This is a genomic window from Stutzerimonas kirkiae (genome assembly GCF_004327335.1).
Lineage (GTDB): Bacteria > Pseudomonadota > Gammaproteobacteria > Pseudomonadales > Pseudomonadaceae > Stutzerimonas > Stutzerimonas kirkiae.
On record NZ_QJUO01000028.1, the window covers coordinates 1 to 13,740 of the forward strand.

Below are 13,740 nucleotides of genomic sequence, written 5' to 3' on the forward strand. Positions count from 1 at the left end.
GGCGGGAGGCGGGACGAAGAGTGTGGCCGTCCGTGCCTGGATGCAAGCGTGCAGGCGTAGCGGCGGCCTTGGCCGCGTACGGGAATGGGAACGGGAACGGGAACGGCAGTCGATGCTGGCCACGGCAGTGGAGCCGTGCCGTGGCCCTTGGAAAAGCGCTTTCTCAGGCCGGCACGCCGAGGATCACATTGGAGGCCTTGATCACCGCGGTAGCCTTGGCGCCGGGCTTGAGGCCCAGCTCGGCCACCGCCTCCCGGGTGACGATCGAGGTTACCTCGGCGCCACCGGGCAGGGTCAGGGTCACCTCGCTGTTGACCGCCCCCGCCTCGACGTTCTTCACCACCCCGCTCAACAGGTTGCGGGCGGAAAGACGTACACCCTCGCCCTCGGCCATCAGCAGCACCCAGGGCGCCTTGACGATCGCTACGACCTCCTTGCCGATGGCCAGCCCCAGCGCCGTGACACTTTCCTGCGTGACCACCGAGACCAGCCGGTCGCCCTGGCCCAGGTCGATCTCGACCTGGGCGTTGACCGCCCCTGCTTGCAGCCGGCTGATGGTGCCCTTGAAGACATTGCGTGCACTGATTTTCATGATGACTCCCGCTCTGTAGCGTTTGCGACAGCGATTGGCGTTCGCTACATGGATTTGTAGGGAACGCGACCGGGAAAACTCTAGCCGAGCGGCTTGTAGCCTTGGAACCCCAGAAAACACACATATGGTATGGGTATTGCTTTACATAAAGCCGTCTAGATAGATAAACCAGGTAGGCCCGCCATGAGCGCCACTCGCTTTCTCGCCCGCATGTCGCTGGACACCGAAGTCGGCACCGCGCTGAGCGATACCCGTATCCGCCTGCTCGAGGCGATCCAGCGCGAAGGCTCGATCAATCGGGCCGCCAAGGCCGTGCCGCTGTCCTACAAGGCGGCCTGGGACGCCCTCGACACTCTCAACAACCTGGCGCCCGAGCCACTGGTGAGCAGGACCATCGGCGGGCGCCAGGGCGGCGGTACGCAACTGACCGATTATGGCCGCCGTATCGTCGCCATGTACCGCGCCCTGGAGATCGAATACCAGGCGACCCTCGACCGGCTCGCGGAACGACTCAAGGAGGTGGACGGTGGCGATATCCAGGCGTTCCAGAAACTCATGCACCGCATGAGCATGAAAACCAGCGCCCGCAACCAGTTCTCCGGGCCTGTCACCGGGCTGCGCACTGGCGGCATCGACTACGAGGTGCGCATCCAGCTCGATGCCGACACCGAGATCGCCGCCATCATCACCAGCGCCAGCGCGGAAAACCTCGGCCTGGCGATTGGCCGCGAGGTCACCGCCCTGGTCAAGTCCTCGTCGGTGATGCTGGCCATCGACCCCTCGCTCAGGCTCACCGCGCGCAACCAGTTGTGGGGCACGGTCTCGACCGTGCATGAAGGCCCGGTGAACAGCGAAGTGACGCTGACGCTGCCTTCCGGCCGCAGTGTCACCTGCGTGGTGACCGCCGCCAGTTGCAAGGATCTGGGCATCACCCCCGGGCTGCGAGCCTGTGCCCTGTTCAAGGCATCCAGCGTGATCCTGGCTGTCTGCGAATGAAAACCCACCCGTCCCATGTCTCCAGGAGCCTGACCCCATGACTCGCCTTCCCCGCCTGTTGCTACCCCTCGCCGCCACCCTGCTGGCCTGCGCCGGCCATGCCGCTGAAGTGCAGGTCGCCGTCGCGGCGAACTTCACCGCGCCGATCAAGGAAATCGCCGCCGGTTTCGAAACGGCCACCGGCCACAAGGTCATCGCCGCCTTCGGTCCGACCGGCGGCTTCTATACCCAGATCAGGAATGGCGCACCTTTCGAGGTATTCCTCTCTGCCGACGACAGCACCCCGGCCAGGCTGGAAAGCGAGGGCGAAACCCTGCCCGGCTCGCGCTTCACCTATGCCATCGGCAAGCTGGTGCTGTGGTCGGCCGAACCCGGCTATGTCGACGAAGGCGGCCAGGTACTCAAGGACAATACCTTCAAGCACCTGTCCATCGCCAATCCGAAGACCGCGCCCTACGGACTGGCCGCCACCCAGGTGCTGGAGCGGCTGGGCCTGAGCCAGACCGTCGCGCCCAAGCTGGTGGAGGGCAGCAATATCACCCAGGCCTACCAGTTCGTCGCCACCGGCAACGCCGAGTTGGGCTTCGTCGCACTGTCCCAGGTGTCCAAGGACGGCAAGCTGACCTCGGGCTCCGCCTGGCAGGTGCCGGACGAGCTCTACCAGCCGATCCGCCAGGACGCGGTGATCCTCGCCAAGGGCAAGGACAACCCCGCGGCCCAGGCGCTGGTCGATTACCTCAAGGGCGAGCAGGCCGCTGCGGTGATCAAGGCCTACGGCTACGAGCTCTGAATGCCACTGTCGGCCCTCGACCTCGCCGCCATCCGGCTGACCCTCGAGCTGGCGTCGCTGACCACCCTGCTGCTGTTGCTGATCGGCACGCCGATCGCCTGGTGGCTGGCGCGCACCCGCTCGCGCCTGAAAGGGCCGGTAGGGGCGCTGGTGGCCTTGCCGCTGGTGCTGCCACCGACCGTGCTTGGCTTCTACCTGCTGGTGACCATGGGCCCGCACGGGCCGGTCGGGCAACTGACCCAGTCGCTCGGCCTGGGCACCCTGCCCTTCACCTTCGCCGGGCTGGTGGTGGGCTCGGTGTTCTATTCGCTGCCGTTCGTCGTGCAGCCCCTGCAGAATGCCTTCGAGGCAATCGGCGAACGGCCGCTGGAGGTCGCCGCGACCCTGCGCGCCAGCCCCTGGAACTGTTTCTTCACGGTGGTGCTGCCACTGGCGCGACCCGGCTTCGTCACCGCCGCGATCCTCGGCTTCGCCCATACCGTCGGTGAATTCGGCGTGGTGCTGATGATCGGCGGCAATATCCCGGAAAGGACGCGCACGGTGTCGGTACAGATCTTCGACCACGTCGAGGCGATGGAGTACGCCCAGGCCCACTGGCTCGCCGGTGGCATGGTGGCCTTCTCCTTCTTCGTGCTGCTCGCCCTCTACTCCAGCCGGCGCTTCAAGCCAGGGCTGGGGTGATCGACAGGATAGCCCGCCCATGAGCAGCACCCATAACCCCGAAAAGTCGATTCATGCGCGCCTGCGCCTGGACTATCCAGGTTTCGAACTGGATGTCGAGCTGAACCTCCCCGGCCATGGCGTCACCGCGCTGTTCGGCCATTCGGGCTCCGGCAAGACCACCTGCCTGCGCTGCATCGCCGGGCTGGAACGGGCGCAACAGGCGCGTGTGGAGATCAACGGCGAGCTCTGGCAGGACTCCGCCAGCGCACTCTTCGTGCCGGTGCACCGGCGTGCGCTGGGCTACGTGTTCCAGGAGCCCAGCCTGTTCCCGCACCTGTCGGTGCGGCGCAACCTGCAGTACGGCATGCGCCGGGTCGATGCCGGCCTGCGCAAGGTACCCTGGGACAGGGTCATGCAACTGCTGGGCATCGGCCACCTGCTCGAGCGCATGCCACAGCGCCTCTCGGGCGGCGAGCGCCAGCGCGTCGGCATCGCCCGTGCGCTGCTGACCAGTCCGCGGCTGCTGCTGATGGACGAACCACTGGCGGCGCTGGACCTCAAGCGCAAGAACGAAATCCTGCCCTACCTGGAGCGCCTGCACGACGACCTGGAGATCCCGATCCTCTATGTCAGCCACTCCCCCGATGAAGTGGCGCGGCTGGCCGACCACCTGGTGCTGTTGGAAGATGGCCGGGCGATCGCCCAGGGCGGCCTGCAGCAAACCCTGGCGCGGCTCGACCTGCCCATCGCCTTCGGCGAGGACGCCGGCGTGCTCATCCAGTCGACGGTCAGCGAACACGATGACCGCTACCAGCTCACCCGCCTGGTCTTTCGCGGTGGCAACGTGCTGGTGGCGCGCCGGCCCGAAGCCATCGGCCAACCCCTGCGCTTTCGCGTGAGTGCCCGCGACGTCAGCCTCTCCATCGCCCCCATCGAAGGCAGCAGCATCACCAATGCGCTGGCGGTCAGCGTGCGGGAAGTGGTCGCCACGGACACCCCAGCCCATGTACTGGTAGGCCTGGATGCCGACGGCACGCCACTGCTGGCACGCATCACCCGGCGCTCCGCCGACCAGCTCGGGGCAACGCCCGGCCGCAGGCTCTGGGCACAGATCAAGAGCGTGGCCTTGCTGGGTTGAGACGGCCGCAGATGATGGAGCGACCAATCCCGGCGCTCCTCGACGAGCGTTTTTCAATTGTCTTTAAATATACAAAACAACATAGAAAAACTCGGATTATCGGTTTCGCAACATCCCCACGCCACCTCAAAATCATACAACTAATTGATTGAAAAGGAATAAGTATCCAGTAGTGGAATGGCAACCATCTTGCTCTTGCTTGCAGGCTTGCAGCGCAAGCCCATTCCCTTTTCTGGTGGAGCATCGAGCAGATGGAAAGAACACGATCGTCCCTGGCAATCCTCGTCGCCCTGCTGCCGGCGGCGGTAACCCATGCCGCGTTCATCGAGGACAGCACGGCCTCGCTGGGCCTGCGCAATTTCTATATCAACCAGGATACCCGCAACCAGCGCTCGGCCTCTGTCGAGGAATGGGGCCAGGGGTTCACCTTCGCCTATCGTTCCGGCTTCACCGAAGGCACTGTCGGGGTCGGCCTCGATGCCCTCGGTCTGTATGGCATCCGCCTGGATTCCGGTGGCCGTGCGGGCAAGAACGGCATCAGCCGTTCGCCCGGTTCGGTGTTCCCGCTGGACCGGGACAACCGCGCGGTCGACGAATTCGGCCACTTCGGGCTGACCGGCAAGCTGCGCATTTCGAAGAGCCAAGCGCAGTTCGGCACCCTGCTGCCGAAGATGCCGGTACTGGTCCACAACGACGGCAGGCTGCTGCCGCAGACCTTCGAGGGCGGGCAGATCACCATCGAGGAAATCGACGGCCTGCGGCTGCTCGGCGGTATGCTGGAGCATTCGGTCGAACGTGCCTCCACCGACAAGCAGGGCCTGAAGCTGGCCGGCTCAGGCGCCGACAGCAACAGCTTCCGCTTCGCCGGGGCCGACTACCAGCTCACCAGAAACCTGCTCGTACAGTATTACTACGCAAACCTGGAAGACTTCTACAAACAGCACTTCCTCGGCCTCGGCCACGACCTGAAGCTGGCGGCAGGAACCCTGAAAACCGACCTGCGCTACTTTGACAGCGGCGACGACGGTGCCAACGGCAACAGCGCCGGCCGTGTGCAAGGCTATGCCAGCAATGGCTACTGGCGCACCGGCGATGCCAGCCGCGGGCAAGTGGACAATCGCCTGTGGAGCATCAGGCTAGGCTACAGCGTGCAGGGGCACAGCCTCGCCGCCGGCTACCAGCGGGTTTCCGGCAACAGCGATTTTCCACGCCTCAACCAGGGCCAGGGCGAGTCGGTCTACCTGATTACCGATGCACAACTGGGCAAGTTCGCCAATGCCGGGGAAAAGACCTGGGTAGGCGAATATGCCTATGACTTCGCCAGCCTGGGGGTGCCCGGCCTGAAGGCCAGCCTCAAATACTTCAGCGGCGACGACATCCGTGCCGCCGACAGCCGCCGGGAGTGGGAACGCGACATCCGCCTGGACTACCAGGTCGCCAGCGGTCCGCTCAAGGGCCTGGGCTTCAGTTGGCGCAACGCCACGCTGCGCGGCAACGACAGCGCCGACCGGGACGAACACCGGCTGATCCTCAGCTACAGCATTCCGCTGCTCTAGGGGCTGCGGCCGTGGGAGCGGGCTTGCGCGAGAAACCCTTGCTGCAGCGCCTCGCGGCCAGGGCCGCTCCTGCGGATATAACGGCACCATCCGCCGCCTGGTCGTCGTCACGACAACCAGGGGCTGTCCGGTTTACTGCAAAGGCTTTGTCGGATTGGCCTCAATGTGCGCCGAAATACCAGCCAATACGCCACTGGTCAGGCATTTTTCCTGGCATTCGGCTTGCATTGAGGCAATCGCCACGGCATCCGGCCTGGCCTTGCATAACCGAGATAGAGAAAAGCAGCATGTCCATCCAGGAAATCAAAGCATTCTCCAGCCAAGCCAGAACCGACCAGGATCTCGGCGAAAAACTGAAAGCCTGTGAAAAAGTGCGCGAGTTGATCACACTCGGCAAGGAATATGGTTTCGGTATCCACGAAGACTCGCTCTACCCGCCGAACGAGCCGCAATTCACCGAAGACCAGCTTTCCGCCAAGCTGGTCAAGGCGCTGTTGCGCGCCTGAGGGTATCCAGGCTTCAGGCATACCAGCGTGCGGGCATCGGCCCACCCTGGTCAGGCTTTTCCCGAAGCCTGCCGCCTGAAGCCCCGGCCGCCTACTCCCGCTCTTCTATCCAGGCGGCCTGGATCGCCTCCAGGACTTTCTCGCCGCCGCGCTGGGGATCATCGGCGAACCCGGGCAACTCCAGCACCCAGCGGTGCAGTTCAACGAAATTCAGGTAGCGTGGATCGACCTCCGGCTTGCGTTCGGACAGTTCGATGGCGATGTCCAGCACATCCGCCCATTTCAGCTCCATATACACCTCGCCTCAATGCCCTTCGGAAACCTGGTTGATGGTGTACTTGGGAATCTCCACGACCAGGTCACGATCAGCCACCACCGCCTGGCAGGACAGTCTCGAGTCGGGCTCCAGCCCCCAGGCCTTGTCCAGCATATCGTCTTCCAGCTCATCGGAAGGCTCGAGCGAAGCCTGCCCTTCGCGCACGATGATATGGCAGGTGGTACAGGCGCAGGACTTCTCGCAGGCATGCTCGATATCGATGCCATTGCGCAATGCGGCGTCCAGCACGGTTTCACCGGTTTCCGCCTCGATCACCGCGCCATCCGGGCAATGATCGGCATTGGGCAGGAAGGTAATTTGCGGCATCTCGCTCAATCCTCGATTTCATTAAGACGTCGGCCCGCCAGTGCGGCCTTGACGGTCGAATCCAGACGCCGTGCGGCAAAGGCGTCGGTCACCTGGCCAAGCTTTCTGATCTGCTGCTCCACGGCCACGCTGTCCGTGCTCTCCAGCAGTTCGCCCATTCTGTGTACTTCGGCGTCGATCGCCAGGCGTTCTTCGGGCTGTAGCAGGCGCTCACCGTCGACCAGCAATGCCGCCTGCACCGCCTCCAGCAGGCGCTGCGCCTCCACCAGTTGCTCGCGCAGGGCGCGCGCCGCCTTGTCTTCGCCGGCCTTGCTGAAGGATTCCTCCAGCATCCGCGCGATCTCGCCATCGCTCAAGCCATAGGAAGGCTTGACCTCGATGCTCGCCTCGGCACCGGAGGCCAGCTCCCGCGCCGAGACACTGAGCAGGCCGTCGGCATCCACCTGGAAGGTCACGCGCACCTTGGCCGCACCGGCGACCATCGGCGGAATGCCACGCAGCTCGAAGCGTGCCAGCGAACGGCAACCGGAAATCAGTTCGCGCTCGCCCTGCAACACATGGATCATCATGGCCGTCTGGCCATCCTTGTAGGTAGTGAACTCCTGCGCCCGCGCCACCGGGATGGTGGTGTTGCGCACGATCACCTTTTCCATCAGGCCACCCATGGTTTCCAGCCCGAGGGACAGCGGGATCACATCCAGCAGCAGCAACTCGTCGCCGCCACGGTTGTTGCCGGCCAGGGTCTCGGCCTGGATCGCGGCCCCGATGGCCACCACCTGATCCGGGTCGATATCGGTCAGCGGCTGGCGCTGGAACAATTCGCCGACCCGTTCGCGCACCCTGGGTACACGCGTCGAGCCGCCGACCATGACCACCGCGGAAATTTCTTCCAGCTCGACACCAGTATCCCGCACGGCCCGGCGGCAAGCCTTGAGGCTGCGCGCAATCAGCGGATCGATCAGTTCATGGAATAGCGCTCGTGTCAGCACGCCACTCCAGCCGGCATGGGCCAGCTCGACAGCGTCCTGCCGGGTCAGGCGCTCCTTGGCCGCACAGGCCAGTTGCAGCAGCGCACGCTGTGCGCCCGGCTCCAGGTCACTGGACTGCCCGGCCTGCTGCAACACCCAGTGGGCGATGACAAGGTCGAAATCATCGCCACCCAGCGCGGTATCGCCGCCCGTGGCCAGCACCTCGAACACGCCCTGGGTCAGGCGCAGGATGGAAATATCGAAGGTGCCGCCGCCCAGGTCATAGACAGCGATGACACCCTCGGCCTGGCGATCGAGACCATAGGCGACAGCGGCCGCCGTCGGCTCGTTGAGCAGGCGCAACACGTTGAGCCCGGCCAGCCGCGCGGCATCCTTGGTCGCCTGGCGCTGGGCATCGTCGAAATAGGCCGGCACGGTGATCACCGCGCCGACCAGTTCGCCACCCAAGGCCTGCTCGGCGCGCTCGCGCAGGGCACGCAGGATCTCCGAGGAAATCTCTACCGGGCTTTTGGCGCCCTGCACCGTTTCGATGAAAGGCATCTGCGAATCGCCGGCAACGAAATGGTAGGGCAACTGCTCGCCAAGCTGCTTGACATCCTCCAGCCCGCGCCCCATCAGGCGCTTGACCGAAATGACGGTATTGAACGGGTCGACCACCGCGGCCTGCAACGCCTCACGCCCGACCGCCACCCGGTCGGCCAGGTAGCGCACGGCGGACGGCAGGATGACCTGACCGTCGGCATCCGCCAGCGGCGTGGTCACACCACTGCGTAGCGCCGCCACGAGAGAATTGGTGGTTCCGAGATCGATGCCGACGGCCAGGCGCCGCTGATGAGGCTGGGGGCTCTGTCCTGGCTCTGCAATCTGAAGTAAGGCCATATCTATCTGACATCAGGCACAGCGCCAGGCGCTGCACGGAGGTTAATCGTCGAGGCGCTCTTCCAACTGGCGCACTTCCCGGGACAGTTTGTCGAGAAACTGCATGCGCCGCACCAGCAACTCGGCTTCACTGCGCTGCGCGGCGTCCCGCCAACTGGAGGAAAAGGCATCCTGCAGGTCCTGCTGGGCCTGGCGCAGGCGGCGCTTGAAGGTATCGACACCCTCGAGGTCGGCGGCGTCCTGCAGGTCTTCCAGCTCCTCCCGCCACTGCATCTGCTGCAGCAGGAATTCCGGGTCCTGCACGGTCGCCTCCAGCGGCAACTCGGAACCGTTCAGCGCCAGCAGATAGCGGGCGCGGGCGGACGGGCTGCGCAGCACCTGATAGGCTTCGTTGAGATTCGCCGCCTGCTCCAGCGCCTGTCGCTGCTCGGCTTCGGATGCGTCGGCGAAGCGATCCGGATGGACCTGGCGCACCAGTTCACGATAACGACTGGCCAGGTACTCCAGATCGATATCGAACTCGGGCTGCAGGCCGAACATGGCGTAATGACAGGGAATACCCACACTGGCCTCAGACATTGAAGCTTTCGCCGCAGCCACACTCGCCACGCACGTTGGGGTTGTTGAATCTGAAGCCCTCGTTGAGCCCCTCGCGAACGAAGTCAAGCTCAGTACCATCGAGATAGACCAGGCTTTTCGGGTCGATGATCACCTTGACGCCATGATTCTCGAAAACCGCGTCCTCGGCCGCCACTTCATCGACGAACTCGAGCACATAGGCCAGCCCGGAACACCCGGTGGTGCGCACGCCCAGGCGAATCCCCTCACCCTTGCCACGCCCCTCCAGGGAACGCCGCACATGATCGGCCGCAGCCGATGTCATGGTGATGGCCATTGCAACCTCCTCAGAGCAGCCCGTTCTTCTCGCGGTAGTCGCGCACGGCAGCCTTGATCGCATCCTCGGCCAATACCGAGCAATGGATCTTGACCGGCGGCAATGCCAGCTCTTCCGCCAACTGGGTGTTCTTGATGGTTTCGGCCTCTTCCAGCGTCTTGCCCTTCATCCATTCGGTGGCGAGGGAACTGGAAGCGATGGCGGAGCCGCAGCCATAGGTCTTGAACTTGGCATCCTCGATGACGCCCTGCTCGTTCACCTTGATCTGCAGGCGCATGACATCGCCACAGGCTGGGGCGCCAACCATGCCGGTGCCGATGCTGGAATCCTGCGCATCGAACTTGCCGACATTGCGCGGGTTTTCGTAGTGGTCTATGACCTTTTCGCTGTAAGCCATGGTGCAATCCTCATCTCAGTCAGGCAGGGCGTGGTCGAAACCGGATCAGTGGGCCTGCCACTCGATCTTGGAAATATCGACGCCATCTTTGAACATGTCCCACAACGGGGACAGTTCCCGCAGCTTGGTCACCGCCTCGCTAATTTTCTGTGCCGCATAGTCCACTTCCTCCTCCGTGGTGAAACGCCCGAAGGTAAAACGAATGGAACTGTGCGCCAACTCGTCGTTGCGCCCAAGCGCACGCAGGACGTAAGACGGCTCCAGGGACGCGGAAGTACAGGCCGAGCCTGACGAAACCGCCAGGTCCTTGAGCGCCATGATCAGTGACTCGCCCTCGACATAGTTGAAGCTGAGGTTGAGATTGTGCGGAACGCGCGCCGTCATGCTGCCGTTTATATACAACTCTTCCAGGTGCTCGACCTGCCTGTAGAAGCGCTCGCGCAGGGCCAGGATGCGGGCGTTCTCGGCAACCATTTCCGCCTTGGCGATACGGAAGGCCTCGCCCATGCCGACGATCTGATGCGTCGCCAGGGTGCCCGAGCGCATACCGCGCTCATGGCCGCCGCCGTGGGTCTGGGCTTCCAGGCGCACACGCGGCTTGCGCCTTACATACAGGGCACCAACGCCTTTCGGGCCATAGGTCTTGTGCGCGGAGAAGGACATCAGGTCGACCTTCATCTTCTCCAGGTCGATCTCCACCTTGCCGGTGGACTGGGCCGCGTCCACATGGAACAGGATGCCGCGCGAACGCGTCAGTTCACCGATCGCGGCGATATCGTTGATGGTGCCGATCTCGTTGTTCACGTGCATGACCGACACCAGCACGGTGTCCTCGCGCAACGCCGCCTCGACCATCAAGGGGGTGATCAGACCATCTTCGCCCGGCTCGATATAGGTCACCTCGAAGCCTTCGCGCTCGAGTTGGCGAGCCGTATCGAGAACCGCCTTGTGCTCGATCTTGGTGGTGACGATGTGCTTGCCCTTGGACGAATAGAAGTGCGCGACGCCTTTGATCGCCAGGTTGTCGGACTCGGTCGCACCGGAGGTCCAGACGATCTCGCGCGGGTCGGCATTGACCAGTTCGGCGACCTGGCGACGGGCATTCTCGACCGCCTCTTCGGCGCGCCAGCCGAATGCATGGGAACGGGAAGCCGGGTTACCGAAGTTGCCATCGAAGGTCAGGCATTCGATCATCTTCTCGGCGACCCGTGGGTCCACGGGAGTCGTAGCGGAATAATCGAGGTAGATCGGCAGTTTCATCAGTGTCTCCTAATCAGGCGGTCATCCGGCTCAGTCGATGGCGGACGCTTCGATCTTGTCTTGGTGCGCAGCCTTGCCACCGGCCCTGCGCATATCCTGGCGCAGCGCGACATCCTGCACCTCCTGGCGCGAAACCAGATCGCCCAGGCTGATACCACTCAGGAACTCGTGAATGCGGTCGCTCAGGTCACACCAGAGATGATGGGTCAGGCAGACATCCCCGGAGTGGCAACCGCCCAGACCCTGGCAGCGTGTAGCATCGACAGACTCGTTGACGGCGTCGATCACCTGCACGACCTGAATGCTGTCCATCCCGCGCGAAAGACGATAGCCGCCGCCCGGGCCACGCACGCTGCTGACCAGCATGTTGCGGCGCAACTTGGCGAACAGTTGCTCGAGATAGGAAAGCGAAATCCCCTGACGCTCGGATATATCGGCGAGGGATACCGGCCCATGCTGTGCGTGCAGCGCAAGATCGAGCATGGCGGTTACGGCATAGCGGCCTTTCGTGGTCAATCGCATCAACTTGTACCCGGTGTCACGGTTTGCCGCAATTATGCAATTCCCGAGTATTTAGGTCAACTATAAAACCTATCAATTCACTAAGGCATTGACACGACAGGCGCCATCCGCGACGAAAGAAGAGTGACCAGGCGCCCCGAACGGGCGCGCATTCTAGCAGCACAGTGCCACTTACTTCAAAACCCGCCGCAGTTCCCCCGCTGCCGTAACACGCACCTAGTCGGCCGGGCGTTCCGCCCCCGCCTCCGGGTATTCCTCCGCAAAATCGTTTTCCGGCAGGGGTGGCAGGCTCCTGGCGGAGTAATTCCCGCCAAGCGCGGCAAGCACCTTGTCCATCTGTTCGAGACGCTCGTCAACGGCATGTACATGGTCAAGCAATTGGCCGACGGCTCGCGACACCGGATCGGGCATGTCGCCACTCACACCATAGGCATCGAAACCGATCTTCTCGGCGATCGCCCGCCGGCGGGCATCCTGCTCACCCGAATCCTTCACTATCACTCGCCCCGGGATACCGACTACCGTCGCCCCCGCAGGCACCTCCCGGGTGACCACCGCATTGGAGCCGACCTTGGCCCCCGCCCCGACGGTGAAGGGCCCGAGAATCTTCGCACCGGCACCAACGATGACACCATCCTCCAGCGTCGGATGACGCTTGCCCTTGTTCCAACTGGTCCCGCCCAGGGTGACGCCGTGATAGAGCGTGACATCGTCGCCGATCTCCGCCGTCTCGCCGATCACCACCCCCATGCCGTGATCGATGAAGAAACGCCGACCGATCTTCGCCCCCGGATGAATCTCCACCCCCGTCAGCCAGCGCCCCAGGTTCGAACTCATCCGCGCCAGCCACTCCAGCCCCCGCCGCCATAGCCAGTGCGACAGCCGATGGATCCAGATGGCATGCAGCCCCGGGTAGCAGGTCAATACCTCGAATGCATTCCTGGCAGCCGGATCACGATGAAAAACACCCTGGACATCTTCGCGTATGCGATCGAACATCAGTCTTTTCTCCGCTTGTGGGGCTCCCCGCGCGCCGCCTTCTGGGTCTCGGTCAGGATGCCGCGCAGGATATTCATTTCCACTCGATCGATGGCACAGCGCCCATAGAGCCTGCGCAGTCGCGACATGAGGTGGCGAGGATGCTGTGGATCGAGAAAACCAATGTCCACCAGCGTCTGCTCGAGGTGCCTGAAATAGCGTTCCAGCTCATCGCTGGTCACCCGCTCGAGCCCCTCTTCGCCCCGCTCATCCCCCTGTGACTTCTGCGGCCTGTCGCTTGCCCCCTGCTGTTGCAGCCAGGCCATGCGTGCCTCGTAGCCCAGCACCTGGACCGCGCTGGCCAGGTTCAGGGAACTGAACTCCGGGTCGGAGGGAATGTGCACATGAAATTGGCAGCGCTGCAATTCTTCATTGGTCAGGCCCGCGTATTCACGGCCGAACACCAATGCGACCTCGCCGCCCTTCGCAACTTCATCGTACGCAACCGAGGCGCACTCTCGCGGGTCCAGCAGCGGCCAGGGAATCCGGCGATCCCGGGCACTGGTACCGAATGCCAGCCTGCAGCCGACCAGCGCATCTTCCAGGCAACCCACGACCCTGGCGTTTTCGAGGATATCAGTAGCCCCCGAGGCACGGGCATCGGCCTCCGGGCTGGGAAAATCCTGTGGATCGACCAGCACCAGGCGGGAAAGCCCCATGTTTTTCATGGCGCGGGCCGCCCCGCCGATATTGCCCGGATGACTGGTATTGACCAGAACCACACGAATATTGTGCAACGACACTAGGTATTCCCGGCCAGTAGTCATAAAGGAGGCGAAATACTACAGGATGCGTTCTGCGCCAGGCTATGCGCCTGAAAATCCGGAAAGAGCGCTGGAGGCCGAGCGAAACGGAGCAATCCGTGCTTTTCCTCTC

Annotated in this window: 17 protein-coding genes; 6 read left to right on the forward strand and 11 right to left on the reverse strand. The window is 63.5% G+C overall.

Features of this window, described 5'->3' with window-relative positions; all coding sequences use genetic code 11:
* Positions 1 to 163 precede the first annotated feature (163 nt).
* Entirely contained in the window at positions 164 to 592 is a 429-nt protein-coding gene (locus DNJ95_RS14400; RefSeq protein WP_131185425.1) for a TOBE domain-containing protein, read from the reverse strand.
* Positions 593 to 775: 183 nt separating this feature from the next.
* Here DNJ95_RS14400 and DNJ95_RS14405 point away from each other — a divergent pair, with 183 nt between their 5' ends.
* The 6 genes from DNJ95_RS14405 (at position 776) to DNJ95_RS19535 (ending at position 6,241) form a co-directional block, all read left to right on the forward strand.
* On the forward strand, positions 776 to 1,588 hold the full coding sequence (locus tag DNJ95_RS14405; protein ID WP_131185426.1) for a TOBE domain-containing protein: 813 nt from the start codon (positions 776 to 778) through the stop codon (positions 1,586 to 1,588).
* A 37-nt stretch (positions 1,589 to 1,625) separates the two neighbouring features.
* The gene (modA, locus tag DNJ95_RS14410) at positions 1,626 to 2,378 is read left to right on the forward strand and encodes a molybdate ABC transporter substrate-binding protein (protein WP_131185427.1); all 753 of its coding nucleotides are present in this window, start codon (positions 1,626 to 1,628) and stop codon (positions 2,376 to 2,378) included.
* Positions 2,379 to 3,059: a molybdate ABC transporter permease subunit gene (modB, locus tag DNJ95_RS14415; RefSeq protein ID WP_131185428.1), complete on the forward strand. Its 681-nt coding sequence runs from the start codon at positions 2,379 to 2,381 to the stop codon at positions 3,057 to 3,059.
* A 19-nt stretch (positions 3,060 to 3,078) separates the two neighbouring features.
* Complete coding sequence (gene modC, locus DNJ95_RS14420) at positions 3,079 to 4,179, forward strand: molybdenum ABC transporter ATP-binding protein (protein WP_131185429.1); 1,101 nt, start codon at positions 3,079 to 3,081, stop codon at positions 4,177 to 4,179.
* Positions 4,180 to 4,430: 251 nt separating this feature from the next.
* Positions 4,431 to 5,735, forward strand: a complete 1,305-nt coding sequence (locus tag DNJ95_RS14425) for an OprD family porin (protein WP_131185430.1) — start codon at positions 4,431 to 4,433, stop codon at positions 5,733 to 5,735.
* A 23-nt stretch (positions 5,736 to 5,758) separates the two neighbouring features.
* Positions 5,759 to 6,241 carry a Nif11-like leader peptide family natural product precursor gene (locus DNJ95_RS19535; RefSeq protein WP_242671933.1) on the forward strand — a complete coding sequence of 161 codons (483 nt, stop codon included), beginning with the start codon at positions 5,759 to 5,761 and terminating at the stop codon, positions 6,239 to 6,241.
* A 91-nt stretch (positions 6,242 to 6,332) separates the two neighbouring features.
* Here DNJ95_RS19535 and iscX read toward each other — a convergent pair whose 3' ends face one another.
* The 10 genes from iscX to trmJ all read right to left on the reverse strand — a co-directional run bounded on the left by iscX (position 6,333) and on the right by trmJ (position 13,631).
* Entirely contained in the window at positions 6,333 to 6,533 is a 201-nt protein-coding gene (iscX, locus tag DNJ95_RS14435; RefSeq protein WP_131185431.1) for a Fe-S cluster assembly protein IscX, read from the reverse strand.
* 12 nt (positions 6,534 to 6,545) lie between these two features.
* A complete protein-coding gene (gene fdx / locus DNJ95_RS14440) occupies positions 6,546 to 6,884 on the reverse strand; it encodes an ISC system 2Fe-2S type ferredoxin (RefSeq protein WP_131185432.1) in 339 nt (112 codons plus the stop codon).
* A gap of 5 nt (positions 6,885 to 6,889) precedes the next feature.
* Positions 6,890 to 8,752: a Fe-S protein assembly chaperone HscA gene (hscA, locus tag DNJ95_RS14445; RefSeq protein ID WP_131185433.1), complete on the reverse strand. Its 1,863-nt coding sequence runs from the start codon at positions 8,750 to 8,752 to the stop codon at positions 6,890 to 6,892.
* Positions 8,753 to 8,794: 42 nt separating this feature from the next.
* Entirely contained in the window at positions 8,795 to 9,316 is a 522-nt protein-coding gene (hscB, locus tag DNJ95_RS14450; protein ID WP_131185484.1) for a co-chaperone HscB, read from the reverse strand.
* Between the two features lie 7 nt (positions 9,317 to 9,323).
* Entirely contained in the window at positions 9,324 to 9,647 is a 324-nt protein-coding gene (iscA, locus tag DNJ95_RS14455; RefSeq protein WP_131185434.1) for an iron-sulfur cluster assembly protein IscA, read from the reverse strand.
* 10 nt (positions 9,648 to 9,657) lie between these two features.
* Positions 9,658 to 10,044, reverse strand: a complete 387-nt coding sequence (gene iscU, locus DNJ95_RS14460; protein WP_131185435.1) for a Fe-S cluster assembly scaffold IscU — start codon at positions 10,042 to 10,044, stop codon at positions 9,658 to 9,660.
* Between the two features lie 45 nt (positions 10,045 to 10,089).
* A complete protein-coding gene (locus DNJ95_RS14465; protein ID WP_131185436.1) occupies positions 10,090 to 11,304 on the reverse strand; it encodes an IscS subfamily cysteine desulfurase in 1,215 nt (404 codons plus the stop codon).
* Positions 11,305 to 11,334: 30 nt separating this feature from the next.
* Positions 11,335 to 11,826 (reverse strand): Fe-S cluster assembly transcriptional regulator IscR, encoded by a 492-nt coding sequence (iscR, locus tag DNJ95_RS14470; RefSeq protein ID WP_131185437.1) that lies wholly within the window; start codon positions 11,824 to 11,826, stop codon positions 11,335 to 11,337.
* Between the two features lie 216 nt (positions 11,827 to 12,042).
* Positions 12,043 to 12,825: a serine O-acetyltransferase gene (cysE, locus tag DNJ95_RS14475; protein WP_131185438.1), complete on the reverse strand. Its 783-nt coding sequence runs from the start codon at positions 12,823 to 12,825 to the stop codon at positions 12,043 to 12,045.
* Positions 12,825 to 13,631 carry a tRNA (cytosine(32)/uridine(32)-2'-O)-methyltransferase TrmJ gene (gene trmJ / locus DNJ95_RS14480; protein ID WP_181953398.1) on the reverse strand — a complete coding sequence of 269 codons (807 nt, stop codon included), beginning with the start codon at positions 13,629 to 13,631 and terminating at the stop codon, positions 12,825 to 12,827. The genes cysE and trmJ overlap by 1 nt, the downstream gene beginning before the upstream one ends.
* Positions 13,632 to 13,740: the final 109 nt, after the last annotated feature.

What these genes read in the sequence shown, in the direction of transcription:
- trmJ (WP_181953398.1), bottom strand. Translation starts at nt 13,631, where the DNA reads ATGACTACTGGCCGGGAATACCTAGTGTCGTTGCACAATATTCGTGTG.
- iscR (WP_131185437.1), bottom strand. Translation starts at nt 11,826, where the DNA reads ATGCGATTGACCACGAAAGGCCGCTATGCCGTAACCGCCATGCTCGAT.
- modB (WP_131185428.1), top strand. Translation starts at nt 2,379, where the DNA reads ATGCCACTGTCGGCCCTCGACCTCGCCGCCATCCGGCTGACCCTCGAG.
- DNJ95_RS14405 (WP_131185426.1), top strand. Translation starts at nt 776, where the DNA reads ATGAGCGCCACTCGCTTTCTCGCCCGCATGTCGCTGGACACCGAAGTC.
- cysE (WP_131185438.1), bottom strand. Translation starts at nt 12,825, where the DNA reads ATGTTCGATCGCATACGCGAAGATGTCCAGGGTGTTTTTCATCGTGAT.
- iscA (WP_131185434.1), bottom strand. Translation starts at nt 9,647, where the DNA reads ATGGCCATCACCATGACATCGGCTGCGGCCGATCATGTGCGGCGTTCC.
- DNJ95_RS14400 (WP_131185425.1), bottom strand. Translation starts at nt 592, where the DNA reads ATGAAAATCAGTGCACGCAATGTCTTCAAGGGCACCATCAGCCGGCTG.
- modA (WP_131185427.1), top strand. Translation starts at nt 1,626, where the DNA reads ATGACTCGCCTTCCCCGCCTGTTGCTACCCCTCGCCGCCACCCTGCTG.
- iscU (WP_131185435.1), bottom strand. Translation starts at nt 10,044, where the DNA reads ATGGCTTACAGCGAAAAGGTCATAGACCACTACGAAAACCCGCGCAAT.
- DNJ95_RS14425 (WP_131185430.1), top strand. Translation starts at nt 4,431, where the DNA reads ATGGAAAGAACACGATCGTCCCTGGCAATCCTCGTCGCCCTGCTGCCG.
- iscX (WP_131185431.1), bottom strand. Translation starts at nt 6,533, where the DNA reads ATGGAGCTGAAATGGGCGGATGTGCTGGACATCGCCATCGAACTGTCC.
- modC (WP_131185429.1), top strand. Translation starts at nt 3,079, where the DNA reads ATGAGCAGCACCCATAACCCCGAAAAGTCGATTCATGCGCGCCTGCGC.
- DNJ95_RS14465 (WP_131185436.1), bottom strand. Translation starts at nt 11,304, where the DNA reads ATGAAACTGCCGATCTACCTCGATTATTCCGCTACGACTCCCGTGGAC.
- fdx (WP_131185432.1), bottom strand. Translation starts at nt 6,884, where the DNA reads ATGCCGCAAATTACCTTCCTGCCCAATGCCGATCATTGCCCGGATGGC.
- hscA (WP_131185433.1), bottom strand. Translation starts at nt 8,752, where the DNA reads ATGGCCTTACTTCAGATTGCAGAGCCAGGACAGAGCCCCCAGCCTCAT.